We start from the raw sequence: 18,358 nt of genomic DNA on the forward strand, positions 1-18,358 counted from the left end.
GCCGCGCCGTGTTGATCGACCCGGCACTCTTGGCACACCGTGGGCTAGAGGGTAGGAATGACGCATGAGTCTGTTGCGGTTTGTCGCCCGGTCAATGCTGGCCAGTTACTTCGTCGTGAACGGAGTGCAAGCGCTGATCAAGCCCGCCGACCACACCGAGCTGGCCGAGCCGGCTCTGGAACTCGCCCCGCGGCTGCGTGACGCGTTGCCCGAGGGCGTCCGCAGCTACATCCCCACTGACGCGGTGTCGATGACCCGCTGCCTGGCAGCCGCCCAGGTGGCCGGCGGCCTCGGCCTGGCCACCGGAATCGGACGCCGTTGCGGCGCTGCCGTCCTGGCCACCACGATCCTGCCCTCGGTGGTGGTCGCCAAGCCGTGGCGGCAGAGCGTCGACAAGGCCCAGCTGGGCACCGACGTGGCCCTGCTCGGCGGGGTGTTGCTGGCCGCCGTTGACACCGAAGGCAAGCCCGGCCTGGCCTGGCGGGTCCGCCAGCAGCGCAAGCTGGCCGCTGAGCAGAAGGCTAACCTGGAGCGGACCGCCAAGGAAGCCGCCGGCAAGGTCCGACGCGCCCTGGAAGTGCATTCTTGAGTCCGACACCCTGGCTAGCCCCGCTCGCCGCCGGACCGGTTCGCGGCGAACTGAGAGTCCCGGGATCGAAGTCCGCCAGCGCCCGCAGCCTGCTGTTGGCCGCCCTGGCTGACGGCCCGTCCATGCTGTCGGGGGTGTTGGCGTCGCGAGACACCAGCCTGATCCGGGCCGGACTGACCACTCTGGGTGCTCGGATCGACGAGGTGGACGACCGGCTGCAGGTCACCCCGGCAGCCGAGCTCACCGGCGGTGGCCGGATCGACTGCGGCCTGGCCGGCACCGTGATGCGTTTCCTGCCGCCGCTGGCCGCCCTGGCCGAGCAGCGCACCGAGTTCTTCGGCGACCCGGCTGCCAGCCAGCGTCCGATGGAGCCGCTGCTGGGCGCTCTCGCCGAGCTCGGCGCTGAGGTCAGCCAGCCGCGCAGCCTGCCGTTCAGCGTTGCCAGAGGACGATTCCGCGGCGGTGCCGTGAGCCTGGACGCCAGCGGCTCCAGCCAGTTCGTCTCGGCGCTGCTGTTGGGCGCTCCGCGTTTCCCCGACGGCATCGCCGTCACTCACTCGGGGCCCACGTTGCCCTCACTGCCGCACATCCAGATGACCGTCACTCTGCTGACCCGCCGCGGCGTGGCCGCCGTCCAGACCGGCCCGGCCAGCTGGCAGGTCTCCCCCGGCCCGATCGCCGCACTGGACGAGGCCGTCGAGCCCGACCTCACCAATGCCGCCACGCTGCTGGCGGCCGCCCTGGTCACCGGCGGCGAACTCACCACGCACTGGCCGCACGGCGTCCAGGCCGGCGAGGAACTGGCCGAGGTGCTGGCCGCGTTCGGGGCGCAGCTCACGCTGTCCACCGGCCCGGACGACACCCGACAGCTCACCGTCTCCGGGACCCAGGGCCTGCGCGGCGCCGACCTGGACCTGTCGAAGGTCAGCGAACTCACCCCGGTGGCTGCGGCCCTGGCCGCGCTGGCCCCCGAGCCGAGCCGGCTGCGCGGGGTGGCCCACATCCGCGGCCATGAGACCGATCGGCTCGCCGCGCTCAGCACCGGGCTGGGTGAACTCGGCGCCGACGTCCGGCAGACCGCCGACGGGCTGGAGTTCCGGCCGTCCCGGCTCCACGGCGGCAGCTTCGCCACTCATGCCGATCATCGCCTGGCCCATGCCGCCGCCCTGGTCGGGCTGGTGGTGGACGGAGTGCTGCTCGACGACGTCGCCTGCACCACCAAGACCCTGCCCGACTTCCCGGGCATGTGGCAGAACCTGATCGGGGCCGATCGATGAGCCGCCAGGGCATCACCAGCGACCCGCACGCCGGCTTCGACCGTCCCGGACGCCGCAGCCGTCCCCGCACCAAGGATCGGCCCACCTACGACAAGGCGGTTCCCGCGATCGTGGTCACCGTCGACCGGGGACGCTTCCGTTGCCTGATCGAGGGCCAGGACCAGGTGGTCAGCACCACCAAGGCCCGCAACCTGGGCCGCAAGGCCGTCATCGTGGGCGACCGGGTCCGCCTGGTCGGCGACACCAGCGGGGACGAGGGCAGCCTGGCCCGGATCGTCGAGGTCGACGAGCGGGAGACCGTGCTGCGCCGCACCGCCGATGACGATGACCCGTTCGAGCGTCCGATCGTGGCCAATGCCGACCAGCTGGTGATCGTCACCGCACTGGCCGATCCCCCGCCCCGGGTCGGCATGATCGATCGGATCCTGGTGGCCGCCTACGACGCCGGCCTGGATCCGGTGCTGGTGCTCACCAAGGCCGATCTGGGCAGCCCGGACGAACTGATCGCCGCCTACCGTCCGCTGGGGGTTCCGGTGGTGACCACCGAGCCCGGCTCCGAGCTCAGCGAGCTGCGCCGGCTGTTGGCCGGCCACCGCAGCGTCCTGGTCGGCCACTCCGGGGTCGGCAAGTCCACCCTGGTCAATGCGCTGATCCCGGACATCCACCGTGAGGTCGGCGAGGTCAACGAGGTCACCGGACGTGGCCGGCACACCTCCACCAGCGCCATCGCCCTGGCCCTGCCCGATCCCGGCGGCTGGGTGATCGACACTCCGGGCGTCCGCTCCTTCGGGCTGAGCCACGTCACCCCGGACTCGTTCATCGCGGCCTTCTCCGACCTGGCCGACATCGTCGAGGACTGCCCGCGGGGCTGCCGCCACGACTCCACCGAGCCCGAATGCGCCCTGGACGCCGCCGTCGCCGACGGACGTCTGAGTGCTGAGCGACTGGAGTCGTTCCGCAGGATGGAGCGCGCGTTCGGCTAGATTGCTGAACATGCCCGATCAAGCCCTGCTCGATGACCTGCGCCTGGCCCATGTGCTGGCCGACCAGGCCGATGCCATCACGTTGGCCCGCTTCAAGGCCAGTGATTTGCAGGTGACCGCCAAACCTGACCTGACTCCGGTGACCGACGCCGATACCGCCGTGGAAGACGCGCTGCGGACCAGCTTGTCCCGGACCCGTCCGCGGGATGCCGTACACGGCGAGGAGCGACCCGACTCCGGCTGGGGACCCCGGCGCTGGGTGATCGATCCGATCGACGGCACCGCCAACTTCGTCCGCGGGGTGCCGGTGTGGGCCACCCTGATCTCGTTGATGGTCGGGGACGAAGTCGTCGCCGGTGTGGTCTCGGCTCCGGCCCTGGCTCGCCGCTGGTGGGCCAGCAAGGGCGGTGGCGCGTTCACCGGACGCAGCCTGCTCCAGGGCGTCCCGTGCCGAGTGTCCGGGGTCGGCCAGATCGAGGACGCGTCCTTGTCGTACTCGTCGATCGGTGGCTGGATCGAGGCCGGACGCGGCCAGCAGTTCGTCGACCTGCTCCGCGACTGCTGGCGGACCCGGGCCTACGGCGACTTCTGGAGCTACATGCTGCTGGCCGAAGGCACTGTCGATCTGGCCGCTGAGCCCGAGCTGGCCCTGCACGACATGGCCGCGGTCTCGATCGTGGTCACCGAGGCCGGCGGCCGGTTCACCAGTCTGGACGGCAAGGACGGCCCGCACGGGCCCGGCGCCATCGCCACCAACTCCTTGCTGCACGACGAGGTCGTCGAGCGGCTCAGCCTCGAGGCGGAGTGAGCGGTCCGGTGCTGCGGATCCGCGGCACCGCGGCCAGCAGCGCCTTGGTGTAGTCCTGCTGGGGATCGGTGTAGACCGACTCGGCCGGGCCGGCTTCGACGATCTGTCCGGCGCGCATCACGGCCAGCTGATCGCACAGATGCCGGACCACCATGAGGTCGTGGCTGACCACGATCAAGGTCAGTCCGGCCGAGGCCACCAGATCGGTGAGCAGGTTCAGCACCTGGGCCCGCACCGAGACGTCCAGCGCCGACACCGGCTCGTCGGCGATCAGCACCTCCGGTTTGGGTGCCAGTGCCCGGGCGATCGCGATCCGTTGCCGCTGTCCGCCGGAGAACTCGTGCGGGAACCGGTCGGCGGCATCCAGCGGCAGATCCACCGCGGTCAGCACCTCGGCCAGCCGTTCCTGGTGATCGACGTCGGCGGGCAGCTGGCGGCGCACCAGCTTCGAGCGCAGCGGCTCGGTGATGATCTGGCCCACCCGCATCCGTGGGTTCAGCGAGGAGCGCGGATCCTGGAAGACCAACTGCACCGAGGCTCGCAGGAAGCCCAGCTCCCGCTCGGGCAGGGTGGAGATCGGCTTGCCTTCGAACCAGACAGTGCCGCTGGTCGGACGATCCAGCCCGGCCAACAGCCGGACCAGCGTCGACTTCCCCGAGCCGGACTCCCCCACGATGCCCAGCCGGCCGCCGCGGGCCAGCTCCAGATCCACCCCGGCCAGCGCCCGGACGGTGCGTCCACCGGTGGTGAACGACCTGGTCAGGGCCTCGGCGCGGTACACCGGCTCGGTCATCGGTGGCCTCCGGAGTAGAAGTCCTCGACCACCGGCAGCCGCTGCCCGGGCGGCACCTGGTCCAGCCGTGCCGTGGCGACCAGGCCGCGAGTGTAGGGATGCTCCGGGTTGGTGAACAGCTTCTCGACGCTGCCGGCCTCGACGATCCGGCCGTCCAGCATCACCATCACCTGATCGCAGACCTGGGAGACCACGGCCAGGTCGTGGGTGATGAACAGGCAGGCCGCCCCGGAGGCGGTCAGGGCCTGGTCGAGCTTCTGCAGCACCATGGCCTGGACGGTCACGTCCAGCGCCGTGGTGGGCTCGTCGCAGATCACCAGCTCCGGGGAGTTGATCAGGGCCATGGCCAAGATGGCCCGCTGCCGCTGGCCACCGGACAGCTGGTGCGGGAACGCGTCGGCCACCCGCTGTGGATCGTCCAGGCCGACGTCGGCCAGCATGGCGACCACTCGCTCCCGGGCCGGGCCGGACTCGGTGCCGGTGTGTAGGCGCAGCACCTCGGCCACCTGCCGTCCGACCCGCATCGTCGGATCGAGGGCGGTCATCGGCTCCTGGAAGACCATCGAGACCAGCTTGCCGCGCCGCTTGGCCAGCTCCCCCTCGTCCAGGCCGAGCAGTTCGTCGCCCGCCAGCCGGATCGAGCCGCTGACGACGGCGTTCGGCGGCAGCAGGCCCATGACGGCCAGCGCCGTGACGGTCTTGCCCGAACCGGACTCGCCGATCAGACCCAGCCGCTGGCCGGGCTCGATGGTGAAACTGATCCCGTCCAGGGCGCGCACCCGGCGGCGTCCGAACTCGATGCCCAGGTCACTGATCTCCAGCAGGCTCATGGCACCTCCCGCAGCCGCGGGTCGAGATAGTCGCGCAGGCCGTCGCCCAGCAGGTTGAAGCCGAGCACCGCCACCGCGATGGCCAGTCCGGGCCAGACGGCCTGCAGCGGAGCCACGAAGAGGTACTGCTGGGCGTCGCGCAGCATGTTGCCCCAGGTGGGGGTGGGACGCGGCGTCCCCAGCCCCAGGTAGGACAGCGCCGCCTCGGCCAGGATCGCGGTCGCGAAGCCGACTGAGGCCTGGACGCCGACCACCGGGGCGATGTTCGGGGCCACATGACGCACCGCGATCCCCCACCGGGACGTCCCCGCGCCGCGGGCGGCCAGGACGAAGTCCGAGGCCACCACCTGCAGGGTGCCGGCCCGGGCCACCCGGGCGAAGGCCGGGATCGAAGCCACTCCGATGGCCACCATGGCGGTCAGCGTGGATGCTCCGAAAACCGAAGCCAGCAGGATGGCCAGGAGCAGCGCCGGGAAGGCGTAGACCACATCGGAGACCCGCATCACCAGCTGATCGAGCCAGCCGCCCACCTGGCCGGCCAGCATGCCCAGCGGCACTCCGATCACCGCGGCGATCCCCACCGAGATGATCCCCACGATCAAGGTGGTCCGGGCGCCGACCAGCAGCCGGGAGAAGATGTCGATGCCGAAGCCGTCGGTACCCAGCAGGTGCGGCCAGCCGGGACCCTGCAGCCGCTGGCCGGGCACGACCCGGATCGGGTCGAACGGCGTCCAGGCCAGGGAGATCAGGGCGGCCACGATCACCGCGCCGACCAGGATCAGCCCGGTGATCAGCTGTGCGCGCTTCATCGCTGGCCTCCGGCCGTGGTGCGCTGGCGCGGATCGATCAGCAGGTAGGACAGGTCGACCAGGGCGCTGATCGTCAGCACGGCCACGACCAGGAACATCACCGTGCCCTGCACCACGAACAGGTCGCGCTGGGCGACGGCGTCCAGCAGCAACGAACCCAGGCCGGGCAGGCTGAACACGGTCTCCACAACGATCGCCCCGACCAGCACCGAGGACAGCTGCAGTCCGACCACGGTGACCAGCGAGATCGCGGCATTGCGCAGTCCATGCCGCAGCAGGGCGCGCATCGGCGTCCAGCCCACCGAGCGGGCGGTGCGGTAGTAGTCCTCGTTGAGCACCTCAAGGAAGGCCGAGCGGACGTAGCGAGTCAGCACCGCCGCCTGCACGCCGGCCAGAGTGAGGCCGGGCAGGATCAGGTGCAGCGCCCACTGAGCAGGGTTGGTCAGCAGCGGGACGTAGCCGTTGGCCGGCAGCCAGCGCAGCCAGACGGCGAACACCACCACGGCCAGGATGCCGCCCCAGAACACCGGGATGGCGATGCCGATCTGGGCCGAGACGCTGACCAGGGTGCCGGCCCAGGAGCGCCGCTTGAGGGCGGCGATCATCCCAGCCGGGATGGCCAGCAGGATCGAGCCGACCAGTCCGATCAGGACCAGCCACATGGTCACCGCGATCCGCGGGGCCAGCAGGCCGAGCACTGGGTCCCCGGACAGGTGGGAGTGCCCGAAGTCACCGGTGAGCAGCCCACCGAGCCAGGAGAAGTACTGGACGGCCAGTGGCTGGTCCAGACCGAGCTGAGACCGCAGCGTGGCGACTGCCTCCGGGGTGGCGTCCGTGCCGAGGATCACCTGGGCCACATCGCCGGGCAGGGCCTTGGTGACCAGGAAGATCAGCAGGGAGGCGCCGAGCAGGCTCGCCACGAAGACGCCGACACGGCGCAGGATTCGTAGTGGCAGGCCCATCGACGGATGGCCGCGTCAGCGGCTGGCGATAGTGGTGAGATCGAAGCTGAGCGTGGTGGCGTTCGCCGGCACTCCATCGACAGTGTTCTTGGTGACCACCAGGTTCGGCAGCGCGAACAGCCAGATGGCCGCGCAGTCGTCGGCCAGGTAGCGGACGGCCAGCTTCATCTTCGCCACGGCCTGATCGTCGGCGGCCTCGTCCGCCTGGCGATAGAGCTCGGCGAACTCGGCCGAGCCGTAGTGCCAGTAGTAGTTCGGGTTGGCGAACTTGCCCAGGTCACGGGCCTCGACGTGGGCCACGATGGTCATGTCGTAGTCGCCGTTGGTGAACACCTCGCTCAGCCAGCGGGTGAAGTCCAGCTCCTCGACCTTCACCGTCACCCCGACGTCGCGCAGCTGGCTGGCCACGAACTGGGCCGACTTCACCGCGTACGGCACCACCGGCACCCGCATCCGCAAGGTGAGCCCCTTGGCGTAGCCCGCCTCGGCCAGCAGCTGCTTGGCCTTGGCCGGGTCGTAGGGGTTCAGGCCGGACAGGTCCTCGTACCAGGGGTCGGTGGGGACGGCCATGGACCCGATCAAGGTGCCCTCACCGTTCCAGACCGTGTCGAGCAGGGCTCGACGGTCGATCGCCGCGGTCAGCGCCTGGCGCACCTTCAGGTTGGCCAGCGCCTTGCTCTTGTGGTTCAGGCCGAGGACGACCTCGCCGTTGGTCGTCCCCTTGGTGACGGTGAAGCGGCTGGGGTCGGCGAACTGCGGCAGCGAGTCCGGCGCCTGCAGGTTGGAGATCACGTCGAGGTCGCCGCTGAGCATGGCCGCGTTCTGCGCGTTCGGGTCGGCGATGTAGCGGAAGGTGACGTCGTCGTAGCGGGCCGGAGTCCCCCAGTAGCTGTCACTCTTGGCCAACACGATGTCTTGGCCCTTGTCGTGGGCCTTCACGTAGTAGGGGCCGGAGCCCGCGGTGGCGTTGGCCAGGTCGCCGGTGAAGGACGGATCCAGGATCATCCCCAAGCTCGACGACATGTCATACAGCCACATCACCGACGGATGGGTCAGCGTGATCGCCACCTGATGCTCGTCGATCACCTTGGCGCCCGCGATCACGGCCAGCTGCGCGCGCAGCGTCTCGATCAGCTTCGGATCGCTCTTCATCCGTTCGATGTTGGCGACCACGGCTGCGGCGTCCACCGGCTTGCCGGAGGCGAACTTCGCCGCCGGGTTCAGGACGAAGGTGTAGGTGAGCCGGTCGGTGCTGACCGTCCAGGTCTGCGCCAGCAGCGGCTTGAGCTCGCCCTCGGAGTTCACCTTCACCAGGGTCTCGTAGACGTTGTAGAGCAGCACCTGCGGAATGGATGCTGCGGTGTTGTGCCACGGGTCCAGCGCGGCCGGTTCGAGGGTCGCCGCCACCGTGAGGGTGTGCTCCGGCGCGGTCGGACTGGGCACCACGCTGCCCGAACAGCCCGCGAGCAGAAGCATCATCGCCATGCCCATTGCCACCAGTCCCCGGCTGATCAGCCGGATCGGTGCGCGTCTGGACGAGTTGGCGTCGGTCATCTGCCCTCCACGAGCTAGGTCCCCGCTCGGCACAGGGAGCGCAAGGATTCTACCGAACCGGCCCCGTCCACCCGTCCGTCGACCCAGGCTGGGCGATTCGCACTGCTGCCAAGTACCCGATTTGGGTGATCGGTCCGCCGTCACCTAGACTGGCAGAGCCGACGCGGGGTGGAGCAGCTCGGTAGCTCGCTGGGCTCATAACCCAGAGGTCATAGGTTCAAATCCTATCCCCGCTACGAAAAGTGGCCCTGACTAGCATGTCTAGTCAGGGCCACTTGGCGTGAGCGGGTGGTGCGGCGGCACTGGCGAAAGAACCCGTTTCAGCCCCCGGCGAATGGTCACCATCGGGCCTGGTTTGAGCGTCCTCCCGCCCCATCAGCCAGAGGGTTTCCGGACTTCGCGTAGACCATTTCGCGCACTCGAGCCGACATCCCGCGGAGTGCAGGCTGTTTCGCGCACCACTTGCAGCATTTCCGTAGCATCCTTCATTCATGGCTGCTCCCGCTGTGGGCTTCTCTGGGCCCACTTTGATCACCGCATCCTTCTACCCGGCCAGGGTCGCGTATCTGATCAAAGCCGGGAGCCGGGCAGGTTTGCGTCGGGCAGTTCAAGAGGCGACCACTCGATGGGGTGGCATCAGCGAGGTGATTCTGCCCGTTAGTCGAGATGGCAGCGTTGGAGGCTGGTGGAGCCAGGTTGCGGCCACGGCGAACCTTGACGCCGCGGTGACTGTAGACGTTCCCGAGGACACAGCGCGCCGAGCCGCCAGCCAGCTCCGACTGCCGTTTGTGCATCTGCGTGACATCGATCGCACCGGGCCGAGTTCTGCCACGTGTCACCCTTTGGTGGTCAATGGCGCCAAGGATTTATCAGTCATCTCGGCGAACGGCTCGTTGTGGGAGACCGTCTTGGCCGGTGACGTTAGTCCGGAGCACCTCGACGCGATGGCTGATGCCGCGTGGCCGGTTCGCCGTGAGGAACTGCCTGATCAGGTTGCTCGTGCAGCCCTGACGGGCACCACCGCCATCGATCGCACCGCAGCTCAACTAGCATGCTCGTCGGGCGGTGGCGCGGGACGAACGCCCGCGATGATCTGGCTCACTCCAGGTAGAACCGTCACCGACCTCCTTTGGTTCTGGAACCTGCGTGCACTTTCGTCGAAGACCAGCGCGACGCCAATGGTTCTTCTGCCCTTGAAGGATGTCGGCTACTGGCTCGGTTTCGGGAAGCAGGTCCAGGGACTTCTGCGACGCCCCGCCGAGTTCTCGCCCGATGTCGTCGTATTCAGCATCTCGAGGGACTCAGCGGCCGTCCATGCTGCCGCACACAGCCTCGGCCTTCAGCCGGCGGCATCGATGGACATCAAGACGGGGTTCCGGTGGCCAGCGGAGTATCGGGTTCCTCCCTTCACTTATCGCCTGGCAGACAACTATGACTTCCGATGGTGGTTCCTCTCGGGGCGGACATACGGGAAGCAAGTGCAAGTCGAGGTGCAGGCCGGAGCGGGAAGAGGCCGCCTACATCTGGAGTCACCCGTGTCCTGGCGGGGGTCCGCAGGGACGCTCGTGGCGCTGCGAGGTCCGGCCCTCGATCGACTCCCGAAACGCTCCGCCGTCGCGGAGGCCGTGATCCGCAACGGTGAGTGGCGGGACGGCGGGCTACAGGTGGCTACGACAACCATGCCTTCATATGACTTCCAAATCACCCTTCCCAGCCTGGAGGAAGCGACCTGGATCGCTATTCGCGAGAGCACGCGGTCGGCCAAGCTCTCCGACAAAGGCCGGCTCGGCGCTGCCTTGGCAGACCGGTCATCACAGCTCCTGATGCCCGACATATACGAAGTCGCGCTGGAACTGGCCACCCCCCGAAAGCACGCTCTCGTCGCCGAACTCAAGACAGAGACCAACGGACGCCTGAGCGAAGATGATCTCAATGACCTTGCCGAGCGCTGGGGCGGAACCGCCAGGCGCGCTTATCGCGCGATCCGGGGCATCCGCAGCGTGCCTCCTCCAAGGGCCGCAAGAGCGGCCGAGGCCTTGTGCGATGCCGGATGGGCAGGCCGCGGCTTTGAGGTTCGTTGCGACGCTTGTGGCCTACGGAGTTTCGTCCCACTTCGTCAGTCCACGGATCGCCCACACTGCCCCGAGTGCAACGCCCGACAGCCCTACTCCCTGGACGCCTCCGGGCCGCGGATCCACTACCAACTCGGCAGCCTCGCGGATAGGGCCGTGGACCAGGGCGTTATGCCCCACCTCATCGTGGCAGCACTCCTCCGCCGGCGGGAAGAGCAGACCTTCGTTCTGCCCGGCTTGGCAGTGGAGGCTCTGGACGGCAGTCTCTTTGAGGTCGACCTAGTCGGAACAACCGGCGGTCTCCTCTTCGCTGGCGAGGTGAAGTCCAATGGTCGAGCATTCACAGAAGAGCAGGTGACCGCCGATGTGGCCCACAGCGTCACGCTCGGCGCAAACCTGCACCTGATGGCATCCGTCAGCGACATTCCCGATGAGGCGCAGCACCTTGCCGCAAGGCTCTGCAAGACGGCCGGGATCCAGATGGAGGTCCTAGACAGGAGGTCGCTTCGACCTGTCTCGTGAGCCCGACTCAACAGCTTGATGTCACAACGGTTCGCCACGCGCCCGTAGAACCCCAAGGTACGTCCACACGCTTAATCAGGTCGTCCAGCGCTTCTGGTGCCGGCTGCGAGGTCAGAACGATCCACAACAACCGCCCTGCGGCCCTCGCCCGAGGCATCTCTTCCCGACACCTAGGCCCGCGCTTGGGGCCTGTCGGTGGCGGCTGAGACGATGCGTTCGCTTCTTGAGGAGGTCAAAGTGGTAGGCGAGATCATCGCCATTGCGGGAGCCGTGGCGGCGGGCATCATGTGGGCTCTGAGTTCCGTTCGGCACCGAAGGCACATTGCCCAGTGCGGACAGGACTTGCGACGGCAACAACGCCTAGATAGGCGCCTCTGCGGCTGCATTGCCGACATTGAGCACATTCTCGACCGACTGCCCGCCCAGACCCCTGATGACTTGGTGCTGCCTGAAGACCTGGTGGGACACGTGCGGTTCCTCCATAGCCTGCGGCAGGAAGCTCAGGACAACGCATTCGATCTGGCTCGGCATGCTGTCCGCCTTCAGTGGCCGGATGCATACATCTCGAAGTCGACAACGGCTGCTAGGCGTTGCGAAGTTGCACATGGGGCGCTCATAACTGCCTTTCGAGCCTTGGCGGACGCTGCCCGGGAATACGAGCGCGGTTTGCCGATGGCTCTCGTCAAGTCCGGCGATGGCCCTGAATCCCGGACGCTGAGTGCCCCGGTGCGACTGCTCAACGAGGAGTCGGCCACTGAGGTAGCGGACCTGCGTGACGTGTCACGTGGAGCGCTCACGACCGCCGCCGAAGCATGCGGATTGCAGTTCGAGACCAGCGCCCGCTTCGAGACCAAGTGGCCGGTGCGGCGCTCAGAAGTCCCCGCCGAACACGCCGACCCCTTCCGCGGCGAGATCCGCCCGATGAGCTGGAACGGGTTCGGCCCGCAACCCTTGCTTCACGCCGACGCAAGGTAGGGACCAACCGCCGACCAGCCCCGCGCCGACCGCATCGCGAGCGCTATGCCCGAATGGTCAGTCATCGGCTGGGTCCAGCAGCAGCTCGACTGACATTATTCAGCGGTGGATGGTCTTGACCTCGCGATCCGGTCCTTCGCTGACAGGAGCATGGAGCGGGCGCTTGCTGTCGCCCGGGTTTTCGACGAGTTTCCGTATCTGCGTCCGCGGCGTGTGGGCGGCGACCCGGCACGGATCAAGGTGACGCCGTCGATGGAGGCCGTGGTCGAGGCGACAGGTCTGCCGATCGATTGGCTGACGGTTCGTCGCGACGAGGGCGATGCGATGGAGTTCGGGGAAATCGACCTGTCGCCGGGTCGTGGGGGTTGGGTGGGCGAGCAGGAGGACGGTGAATGGGCGTTCTCGCTGACCGGCCACCGCATCGAGCAGCGCTGGGAAGCCGATACCGTCGCCGAGTCGGCTGCCATCGCGGCTGTCGCCGCTTTCTTCGAAGGCATGGTCGTGGCTATGGATGCCGCCTACGGGTGCGTCACGCCGGGGCTGTGGCGTCCGCGCCCGCTGCACACCGTCGTTGAAGCCGAGTTGCCGGGTGTGTTCTGGTTGAACTATTTCGGTCCGGCCTTCGTCGGCGCTCGCCCGGAGCTTGCCACCATCGTGGGTGCGCGGACATTGCGGACGGGCGGAGTCCTGGTCCAGACGTCCAGCGAGCCTTGGCAGCCCTACGAAGTCGGCATCCCTGCGTGGCAGTCACCATTGCGGGCCGTCTTCGGTGCCGCGGTCTTCGAGTGGGTGCGACCTAACCCAGCCCTGCCAACGATTGACGAGCACGTCAGCGCGTCCCCCGGAACGCAGGAAATGCCGTGGGTCGCGTGGCAGGCCACCAAGGCCGCCAACGACCGCACCCGGAAGCACACGGCAGCAAGTAAGCGGCTGGCCGCAGCCAGCCTAGGGCGGGCACAGCCGACACTGCCGGACGACGCTGTCGAGTGGTCAACGTCCTTCGACCTGGACGACTGGCGAGAGTTCGCGAGATACCTCACCCGGAAGCTGCGCGGGGACCTCACCACCGCGATCGGCAAGGCCGTCATCTCGGTCATCACCACCGCGCCGGTAGACGAAGAGGACAGCATCATCTTGGATACCCAGCTCGGACCGATCCGTCTTGGCTGGTTCATGGACGACGAGGATGTTGTCGACCTCTACATCTGGGGCCCTCCCCTGGTGAGCGATCTGTGCGACGCGTGGCTTGCCTGAAGACCACAACCGCTCAACGGACCAACGCTCGCATCGGCATGGTCGAGCGTTGGCGGTCAGGCGACGGCCAGCAGCCTTCGACGGGCTTGGCCCTCAGGGTGAGTTCGCGGGGGTCGGGGGCGGCCACGGTGATCGGGCCGGCCTCGATCCCGGCCAAGACGGACGCCTGCGCGTCACCAGCTGAAGCGGGCAGAATCGGCAAACCCATCGTGGTGAGCATCCGGACCATGCCCGGACCCATCTCCGAGGCCACCACAGCCTCGATCCCCTGCTCCTTGAAGAAACGCGCCACCCGAGCGTGATGAGCACCATGCGTGCCCTGGTCGTGGGCGATGCCCCAGGCAATCTCATACACCTGCCACTCGCTGATCACACCATCGGCAACCTCAGCCACCGCAGCCCATTGAGCACGGGCAGCTTCCTGCTCTCTGGCGGGCCCACGAAGCCGCGCCCTTCCAGTCGGACGCCTGTGATCAGGGCTCGTGGAGTGGCGCCTGTGCGCTCACGCAAAGTCCGTGCCATGGTTGCGGCATGCCGACGACTGACCTTCGAGTGAGCGACCTGCGGACCGCGATGACCCGGCTCCTCGACGCGATAGAAGAGCAGTTCGGTGCGATCGTGCACCTCGAGGACGACCTCTACTGGAACGTCCCGCTGAGCGCCGCCACAGCCGTGTACGACACACCTGAGCTGGACATGGGTTCAGTCGTGGACGACGCCGCATCAGTCGGTGAGTTCCTGGGTCGGCCGGACGAGCCCGTGTTCATTTGGCACGAGGCCGAACACCTCGCCGGCATCCTTCGCTCGATCGCTCGCCTAGATCTTCCACCCGCGTGACCCTCCACGACGCGGCCCGCTCAGCGGCGTCGCACCTTGCGGCAGCTCCCTGAGCGCGGGAGTTCACGCTAGCGAGTCCACATATGGCGCACGACCGGGGATCCGTCGAGTCGCCGAGACTGCTCGAGTGGGCGTCTTCTCCGACCGCTCACGCCGATGGTTCGCCACCCAGGGTCGCAGGTACGACCGTCACTGTCGGCCCTCATTGTCGGCGGTCAGGTGACCGGCACGGCATGATGTCGGCATGGTCGATGACGACCCGGACCCTGACTGGGCGATCCTCCCGGCCTAGCCGACCGCGGCAGTGGCGGATGTCCGGCATCCGCTGCTCAGGCGGCTAGGACCCAGCAAGGGCATCGATAAGGTATTCAACCAACCTGCCCTCCGCGGTGAGGGCGTAGCTCGAATCGAAGCCGACCGCGGCGAGGCGCAACGTTAGGGCAGACCGGAGGTCTTCGGCTGCATCGCTACCGATGCTCAATGAGTTGTGGAGCTGAGTTGAGACGGACTCATCGACCAAAGATCGGAGTGCCGGATCAAGATACGGAGCACTCATCAGGTAGCCCAACTGGCCAGGCGTCAGGCGTACCGATCGACTAGAGGCGGGCATGTAGCGAATCCTGCCATCGCGAGCGGTCCGATCACTTGCGGTGCGGCAGATGCGGATATGCGTTGCTGGCTCAGCTGAGGACCAGGACTGCCAGGACAAGCGCGGCCGTTCCAACGGCGAATGGCGTCGCGTTCCTGAGTCGCCTTGGCCAGCGTGCGCTCGGCCACAGCGCGGTCCAGAACCCGACCATCCCTACGGTCCAAGCCAAGACAGACATCGGCAGAACCTGCCGCACCAGTTGCGGCAGAGCCGGACGTTCAGTGGGTGGTCTCGATGACTTCGAAGGTGCAGCGTGGACCGGTGGACCTGGAGAGACGCCGGTCACCGGTGAGCAGGGGCGCCTGGAGAGCCTCCGCGAGCGCCACGTAGGCAGCGTCGTAGATCGTGAGGTTGTCCCGCAGCTCCCAGCAGCGCGCGAGGAGCAGCGTGTGCTCGACACGCTGGAGCGGCACATCGCGGAGGTCATCGAGGGCGAACCCGACCCGCCGAGGATCCAGGCGCCCACCGCGAGCCAGGCCGCGCCACACCGAGACCACTTCAAGGTCGATCAGTGCCGGCGCGGCGAGCTGCTCGCCACGCAGCCGGTGCCGGACGACATCGCCGTCCGCGCCATCGTCCAGGAGTGCGACGGCCAGGACGCTGGCGTCAATGACGAGCACGGTCAAACCGCAGCGCGCTGACCGCATCCGCCAGAGGCAGCGACCCGCCGGCTCGGCCGCCGGCTCGGGCCAGCACCTCATCCAGGGTCGGCTGGGCGGCCTCGGCGATCAGTCGCGAGCGCAGATACTCCTGAAGCGACTGGTGAGACTGACTCGCACGCTGCCGCAGGACCGCATGAGTGTCCTCAGGTACGTCCTTGATCTGAATGTTCGGCATGGAGCCATTATGGCTCCCGCGGCGCCACAGTGGAAGCCAACGTTCATCGCCGTAGACGGGCAACTTCCGGACGTACGCCGGCTGGCAGCCTCCGACGGGCTTGGCCTTCAGCGAGAGGTCGATCGGCGGTGCCTGCATGGTTCCGAACAGTCAGGCGAGCCAGCTGGCTCCGGACAGTTCGTCCCCGCCGGTTGACTCGCCAAGCACGGCCTCGACCTCGCCGGCGGCGCTCCACCCGAAGCAGGCCCCCTCGGTGACTTGGCGGCTCCCGTGGGCCGACCCACGGTATCGGCCCGACACGATGCGTGAGAGGCGGTGATCGACCGAGTCAAGCTCACCTTGTGCCCCGTCATCGCAGCCATCGCAGCCGCAGTTAGGGAACAGCCCCACGAGAACAGCCGGATCACCCCACCCGAGAGTGATGCCGGTCGCCGGCACATCACCAACCTGGCTACGGGCAACAACGAACGGACGAGCACCCGCCGCGGACGGAGTCACGCGCACCGCTGCTGACATGCGGGTGTATGGAGGTTCCTCCCAACGGATGTCGTCAACGGCAACCTGCTCCACCGAGGCAAGCCCCGCAGCCACCACCGCGGCGACCCACGCGTCCACCCGCGCACCCAGGATCCGCCAGCGCTCCGGGTTCGTCGCGCGGGAGTACTCCTCGTCCGCGGGCGACCGCCCCTGATGAGGATCGGGCCACACCACAAACTCCGGGGGCCGCACAGCAAACCGCTGGTCCACCGCATCCACGAGATCCGCAATGGTGATCACCACCCAATCATGCCCTGCCCCACTGGACTGCGGCCTTCCCGAACACCGCGATGCGGCATGAACGAGTGCTCAGGAGCGCGCCTGGATCATCACCCAGCCATTGACGTCGAACACCCGGCGAACTCGAGGCAGCACCTCTTCGCGTGGACGTTCATGACTGTCGGGAATGGCTGATTGCAGACTCCTCGGCGGAGGCGGGCGTCAGTCGAGGTATCCGGTCTCTGGATTGATCGAACTGAGGAAGTCACGGACAGCAGCCCGATGATCCGAAAGCGACGGCTGGAGACCATCAGAACAGGCCTGAGTGAAGCCATAGCCGGGATTGGGCCCGCTCACCCACGAGTAGCGCCAGCAGCCCGGGTGGTCGGGGTCCTTTCGGATGACGAACGTCTCTGAGCCATACAGAAGGCGAAGAGCGCCAGTCTCATCAGTCACGAGGCCATTCTCCTCAGGTGCGTATCAGCGCGCGGGCGATGCCGTCGCATGATCGCTCTGGGTCCCCGATGGTGAAGAGGCAGGTCCAGCATCCGTCGCCATCACAGGATGTTCGGGCTGATCCCGCGCCGGATCTGCGAGCGGTAGACGAGGTTCACCATGAGGAAGAACAGCGTCTGCCCCGGGCGAGCGAGCATGCGCCGGTGGAGGACCGTGCGCCGCAGGATCGCGGAGACCGTGTACACCTGCCGGTAGATGGCCCAGAACAGCTCCTGCACCTCAGTGGCCTTGAGGTTGGGGGTGTCGATGACCGCGCGGGCAGGGGTATACGAGAGCACGTCCGGGTCGGTGATCCGGCCGGTGTCCTTGAGCTCGTTGTACAGATCCGTGCCAGGGATCGGCGTGAGGCAGTAGAACTTCGGGGCCACGATGTCGCTCGCCGTCACGAAGTCGATCGTCTCCATCAGCGACTGGCGGGTGTCGGTGTCGATGCCCACGATCATCTCGCTGGCAATCTCGATGCCGGCATCCGTCACCACCCGCAGCACTCGCGCGTAGTCGCCTGGGTCGCACCACTTCTTGTCCATCGCCAGCAGCGACTCCTTGCTGATCGACTCGAGCCCAAAGCTGAGGACCCGGCAGCCGCTCTCGGCCACGAGCTTCAGAAGCTCCGGCTTGTCCGCGATCCGGATCGAGCACTGGCTCATCCACGTCATCTTGAGCGGCTTGATGCGTTCGCAGAGCTCGGCCAGGTACGTGGGATGGGACACGATGTTGTCGTCGATGAGCAGGAACTTCGAGAAGCCGAGGTCCTTGATGGCCTGGATGTCGCGGATGACGTCGTCCACGGGGCGCCGCGCGTAGTGCCCACGGTAGAGGCAGTAGATCGAGCAGAACTTGCAGGTGTGGGGGCATCCCCGACCCGCCTGAACGGGCAGGAAGTCGCCGATCTTCTTGCCCACGACGAGGTCGTACCTCGGCAGCGGCGTGATCAGCGTGCCCTTCACCTTGTCCGAGTAGCGCGGCTTCAGGGTGCCGCTCTCGAGGTCGTGGCACAGCTCCACGACGGTCTCTTCGGCATCGCCGATGACGACCGCGTCGCAGTAGTCGGCCGCCAGCTCCGGCACCAGGCTGACCATCGGGCCGCCCATGATGACGGTCTTGCCGCGGCGCTTGAACTCCGTCGCGATGTCCTTGGCACGGTTGGCCGCGTGGCCCATGCCACCGAGGCCGATGATGTCGGCGTCGGTATCCCACGGGATGTCCTCGATGGTCTCGATGCAGATGTCAGCCGTCCACCCGTCGGGCAGCAAGGCCGCGAGCAGGGGCATCCCGAGCCCGACGAAGTACAGCTTCGACTTCTTCACCGGCACCCCACGCTCGTCGTAGATCGTC

The 18,358-nt window shown here is 67.6% G+C and carries 17 protein-coding genes, 1 tRNA gene and 1 pseudogene; 9 read left to right on the forward strand and 10 right to left on the reverse strand.

Annotated features, from left to right (window positions below; all coding sequences use genetic code 11):
• Nucleotides 1-64: 64 nt before the first annotated feature.
• From ATK74_RS06845 to ATK74_RS06860, 4 genes are read left to right on the forward strand one after another with little or no spacing between them, the layout of a single operon-like run.
• The gene (locus ATK74_RS06845) at nucleotides 65-589 is read left to right on the forward strand and encodes a DoxX family protein (protein WP_098460336.1); all 525 of its coding nucleotides are present in this window, start codon (nucleotides 65-67) and stop codon (nucleotides 587-589) included.
• Nucleotides 586-1,866: a 3-phosphoshikimate 1-carboxyvinyltransferase gene (gene aroA / locus ATK74_RS06850; RefSeq protein ID WP_098460337.1), complete on the forward strand. Its 1,281-nt coding sequence runs from the start codon at nucleotides 586-588 to the stop codon at nucleotides 1,864-1,866. Before ATK74_RS06845 ends, aroA begins: the two co-directional genes overlap by 4 nt.
• Nucleotides 1,863-2,849, forward strand: coding sequence for a ribosome small subunit-dependent GTPase A (rsgA, locus tag ATK74_RS06855; RefSeq protein WP_098460338.1), 987 nt, complete (start codon nucleotides 1,863-1,865; stop codon nucleotides 2,847-2,849). Before aroA ends, rsgA begins: the two co-directional genes overlap by 4 nt.
• Before the next feature lie 10 nt (nucleotides 2,850-2,859).
• Nucleotides 2,860-3,657 (forward strand): inositol monophosphatase family protein, encoded by a 798-nt coding sequence (locus ATK74_RS06860; RefSeq protein ID WP_098462092.1) that lies wholly within the window; start codon nucleotides 2,860-2,862, stop codon nucleotides 3,655-3,657.
• Here ATK74_RS06860 and ATK74_RS06865 read toward each other — a convergent pair.
• Genes ATK74_RS06865 through ATK74_RS06885 form a run of 5 tightly spaced genes read right to left on the reverse strand, consistent with a single transcriptional unit; the run spans nucleotide 3,638 to nucleotide 8,605 of the window.
• On the reverse strand, nucleotides 3,638-4,450 hold the full coding sequence (locus ATK74_RS06865; protein WP_098460339.1) for an ATP-binding cassette domain-containing protein: 813 nt from the start codon (nucleotides 4,448-4,450) through the stop codon (nucleotides 3,638-3,640). The two genes, ATK74_RS06860 and ATK74_RS06865, sit on opposite strands and share 20 nt — an antisense overlap.
• Entirely contained in the window at nucleotides 4,447-5,280 is an 834-nt protein-coding gene (locus ATK74_RS06870; protein WP_098460340.1) for an ABC transporter ATP-binding protein, read from the reverse strand. The genes ATK74_RS06865 and ATK74_RS06870 overlap by 4 nt, the downstream gene beginning before the upstream one ends.
• Nucleotides 5,277-6,089 (reverse strand): ABC transporter permease, encoded by an 813-nt coding sequence (locus tag ATK74_RS06875; protein ID WP_098460341.1) that lies wholly within the window; start codon nucleotides 6,087-6,089, stop codon nucleotides 5,277-5,279. The genes ATK74_RS06870 and ATK74_RS06875 overlap by 4 nt, the downstream gene beginning before the upstream one ends.
• The gene (locus ATK74_RS06880; RefSeq protein WP_098460342.1) at nucleotides 6,086-7,051 is read right to left on the reverse strand and encodes an ABC transporter permease; all 966 of its coding nucleotides are present in this window, start codon (nucleotides 7,049-7,051) and stop codon (nucleotides 6,086-6,088) included. The genes ATK74_RS06875 and ATK74_RS06880 overlap by 4 nt, the downstream gene beginning before the upstream one ends.
• A gap of 15 nt (nucleotides 7,052-7,066) precedes the next feature.
• Nucleotides 7,067-8,605 (reverse strand): ABC transporter substrate-binding protein, encoded by a 1,539-nt coding sequence (locus ATK74_RS06885; protein ID WP_211283304.1) that lies wholly within the window; start codon nucleotides 8,603-8,605, stop codon nucleotides 7,067-7,069.
• A 162-nt stretch (nucleotides 8,606-8,767) separates the two neighbouring features.
• Here ATK74_RS06885 and ATK74_RS06890 point away from each other — a divergent pair.
• The 4 genes from ATK74_RS06890 (at nucleotide 8,768) to ATK74_RS06905 (ending at nucleotide 13,428) form a co-directional block, all read left to right on the forward strand.
• A tRNA-Met gene (locus ATK74_RS06890) sits at nucleotides 8,768-8,841 on the forward strand.
• Between the two features lie 255 nt (nucleotides 8,842-9,096).
• Nucleotides 9,097-11,199 carry a hypothetical protein gene (locus tag ATK74_RS06895; protein WP_143483583.1) on the forward strand — a complete coding sequence of 701 codons (2,103 nt, stop codon included), beginning with the start codon at nucleotides 9,097-9,099 and terminating at the stop codon, nucleotides 11,197-11,199.
• Between the two features lie 195 nt (nucleotides 11,200-11,394).
• Nucleotides 11,395-12,174 carry a hypothetical protein gene (locus ATK74_RS15145; protein ID WP_143483584.1) on the forward strand — a complete coding sequence of 260 codons (780 nt, stop codon included), beginning with the start codon at nucleotides 11,395-11,397 and terminating at the stop codon, nucleotides 12,172-12,174.
• Nucleotides 12,175-12,279: 105 nt separating this feature from the next.
• Entirely contained in the window at nucleotides 12,280-13,428 is a 1,149-nt protein-coding gene (locus ATK74_RS06905; RefSeq protein WP_098460345.1) for a hypothetical protein, read from the forward strand.
• 13 nt (nucleotides 13,429-13,441) lie between these two features.
• Here ATK74_RS06905 and ATK74_RS06910 read toward each other — a convergent pair.
• Nucleotides 13,442-13,828 (reverse strand): annotated as a pseudogene (locus ATK74_RS06910) (NifB/NifX family molybdenum-iron cluster-binding protein); the annotation flags it as partial.
• Between the two features lie 131 nt (nucleotides 13,829-13,959).
• On the opposite strand from ATK74_RS06910, the gene ATK74_RS06915 reads away from it, so the two are divergent.
• Entirely contained in the window at nucleotides 13,960-14,265 is a 306-nt protein-coding gene (locus tag ATK74_RS06915; protein ID WP_098460347.1) for a hypothetical protein, read from the forward strand.
• Between the two features lie 867 nt (nucleotides 14,266-15,132).
• Here ATK74_RS06915 and ATK74_RS06925 read toward each other — a convergent pair.
• The 4 genes from ATK74_RS06925 to ATK74_RS06940 form a co-directional block, all read right to left on the reverse strand.
• Nucleotides 15,133-15,534 (reverse strand): PIN domain-containing protein, encoded by a 402-nt coding sequence (locus ATK74_RS06925; RefSeq protein WP_098460349.1) that lies wholly within the window; start codon nucleotides 15,532-15,534, stop codon nucleotides 15,133-15,135.
• Nucleotides 15,521-15,751, reverse strand: a complete 231-nt coding sequence (locus tag ATK74_RS06930; RefSeq protein WP_098462098.1) for a FitA-like ribbon-helix-helix domain-containing protein — start codon at nucleotides 15,749-15,751, stop codon at nucleotides 15,521-15,523. Before ATK74_RS06930 ends, ATK74_RS06925 begins: the two co-directional genes overlap by 14 nt.
• A 150-nt stretch (nucleotides 15,752-15,901) precedes the next feature.
• On the reverse strand, nucleotides 15,902-16,528 hold the full coding sequence (locus tag ATK74_RS06935; protein WP_098460350.1) for a DUF6226 family protein: 627 nt from the start codon (nucleotides 16,526-16,528) through the stop codon (nucleotides 15,902-15,904).
• Between the two features lie 536 nt (nucleotides 16,529-17,064).
• Entirely contained in the window at nucleotides 17,065-18,336 is a 1,272-nt protein-coding gene (locus ATK74_RS06940) for a B12-binding domain-containing radical SAM protein (protein ID WP_211283305.1), read from the reverse strand.
• Nucleotides 18,337-18,358: the final 22 nt, after the last annotated feature.

It is taken from the genome of Propionicimonas paludicola (assembly GCF_002563675.1).
Taxonomy (GTDB): Bacteria; Actinomycetota; Actinomycetes; order Propionibacteriales; family Propionibacteriaceae; genus Propionicimonas; species Propionicimonas paludicola.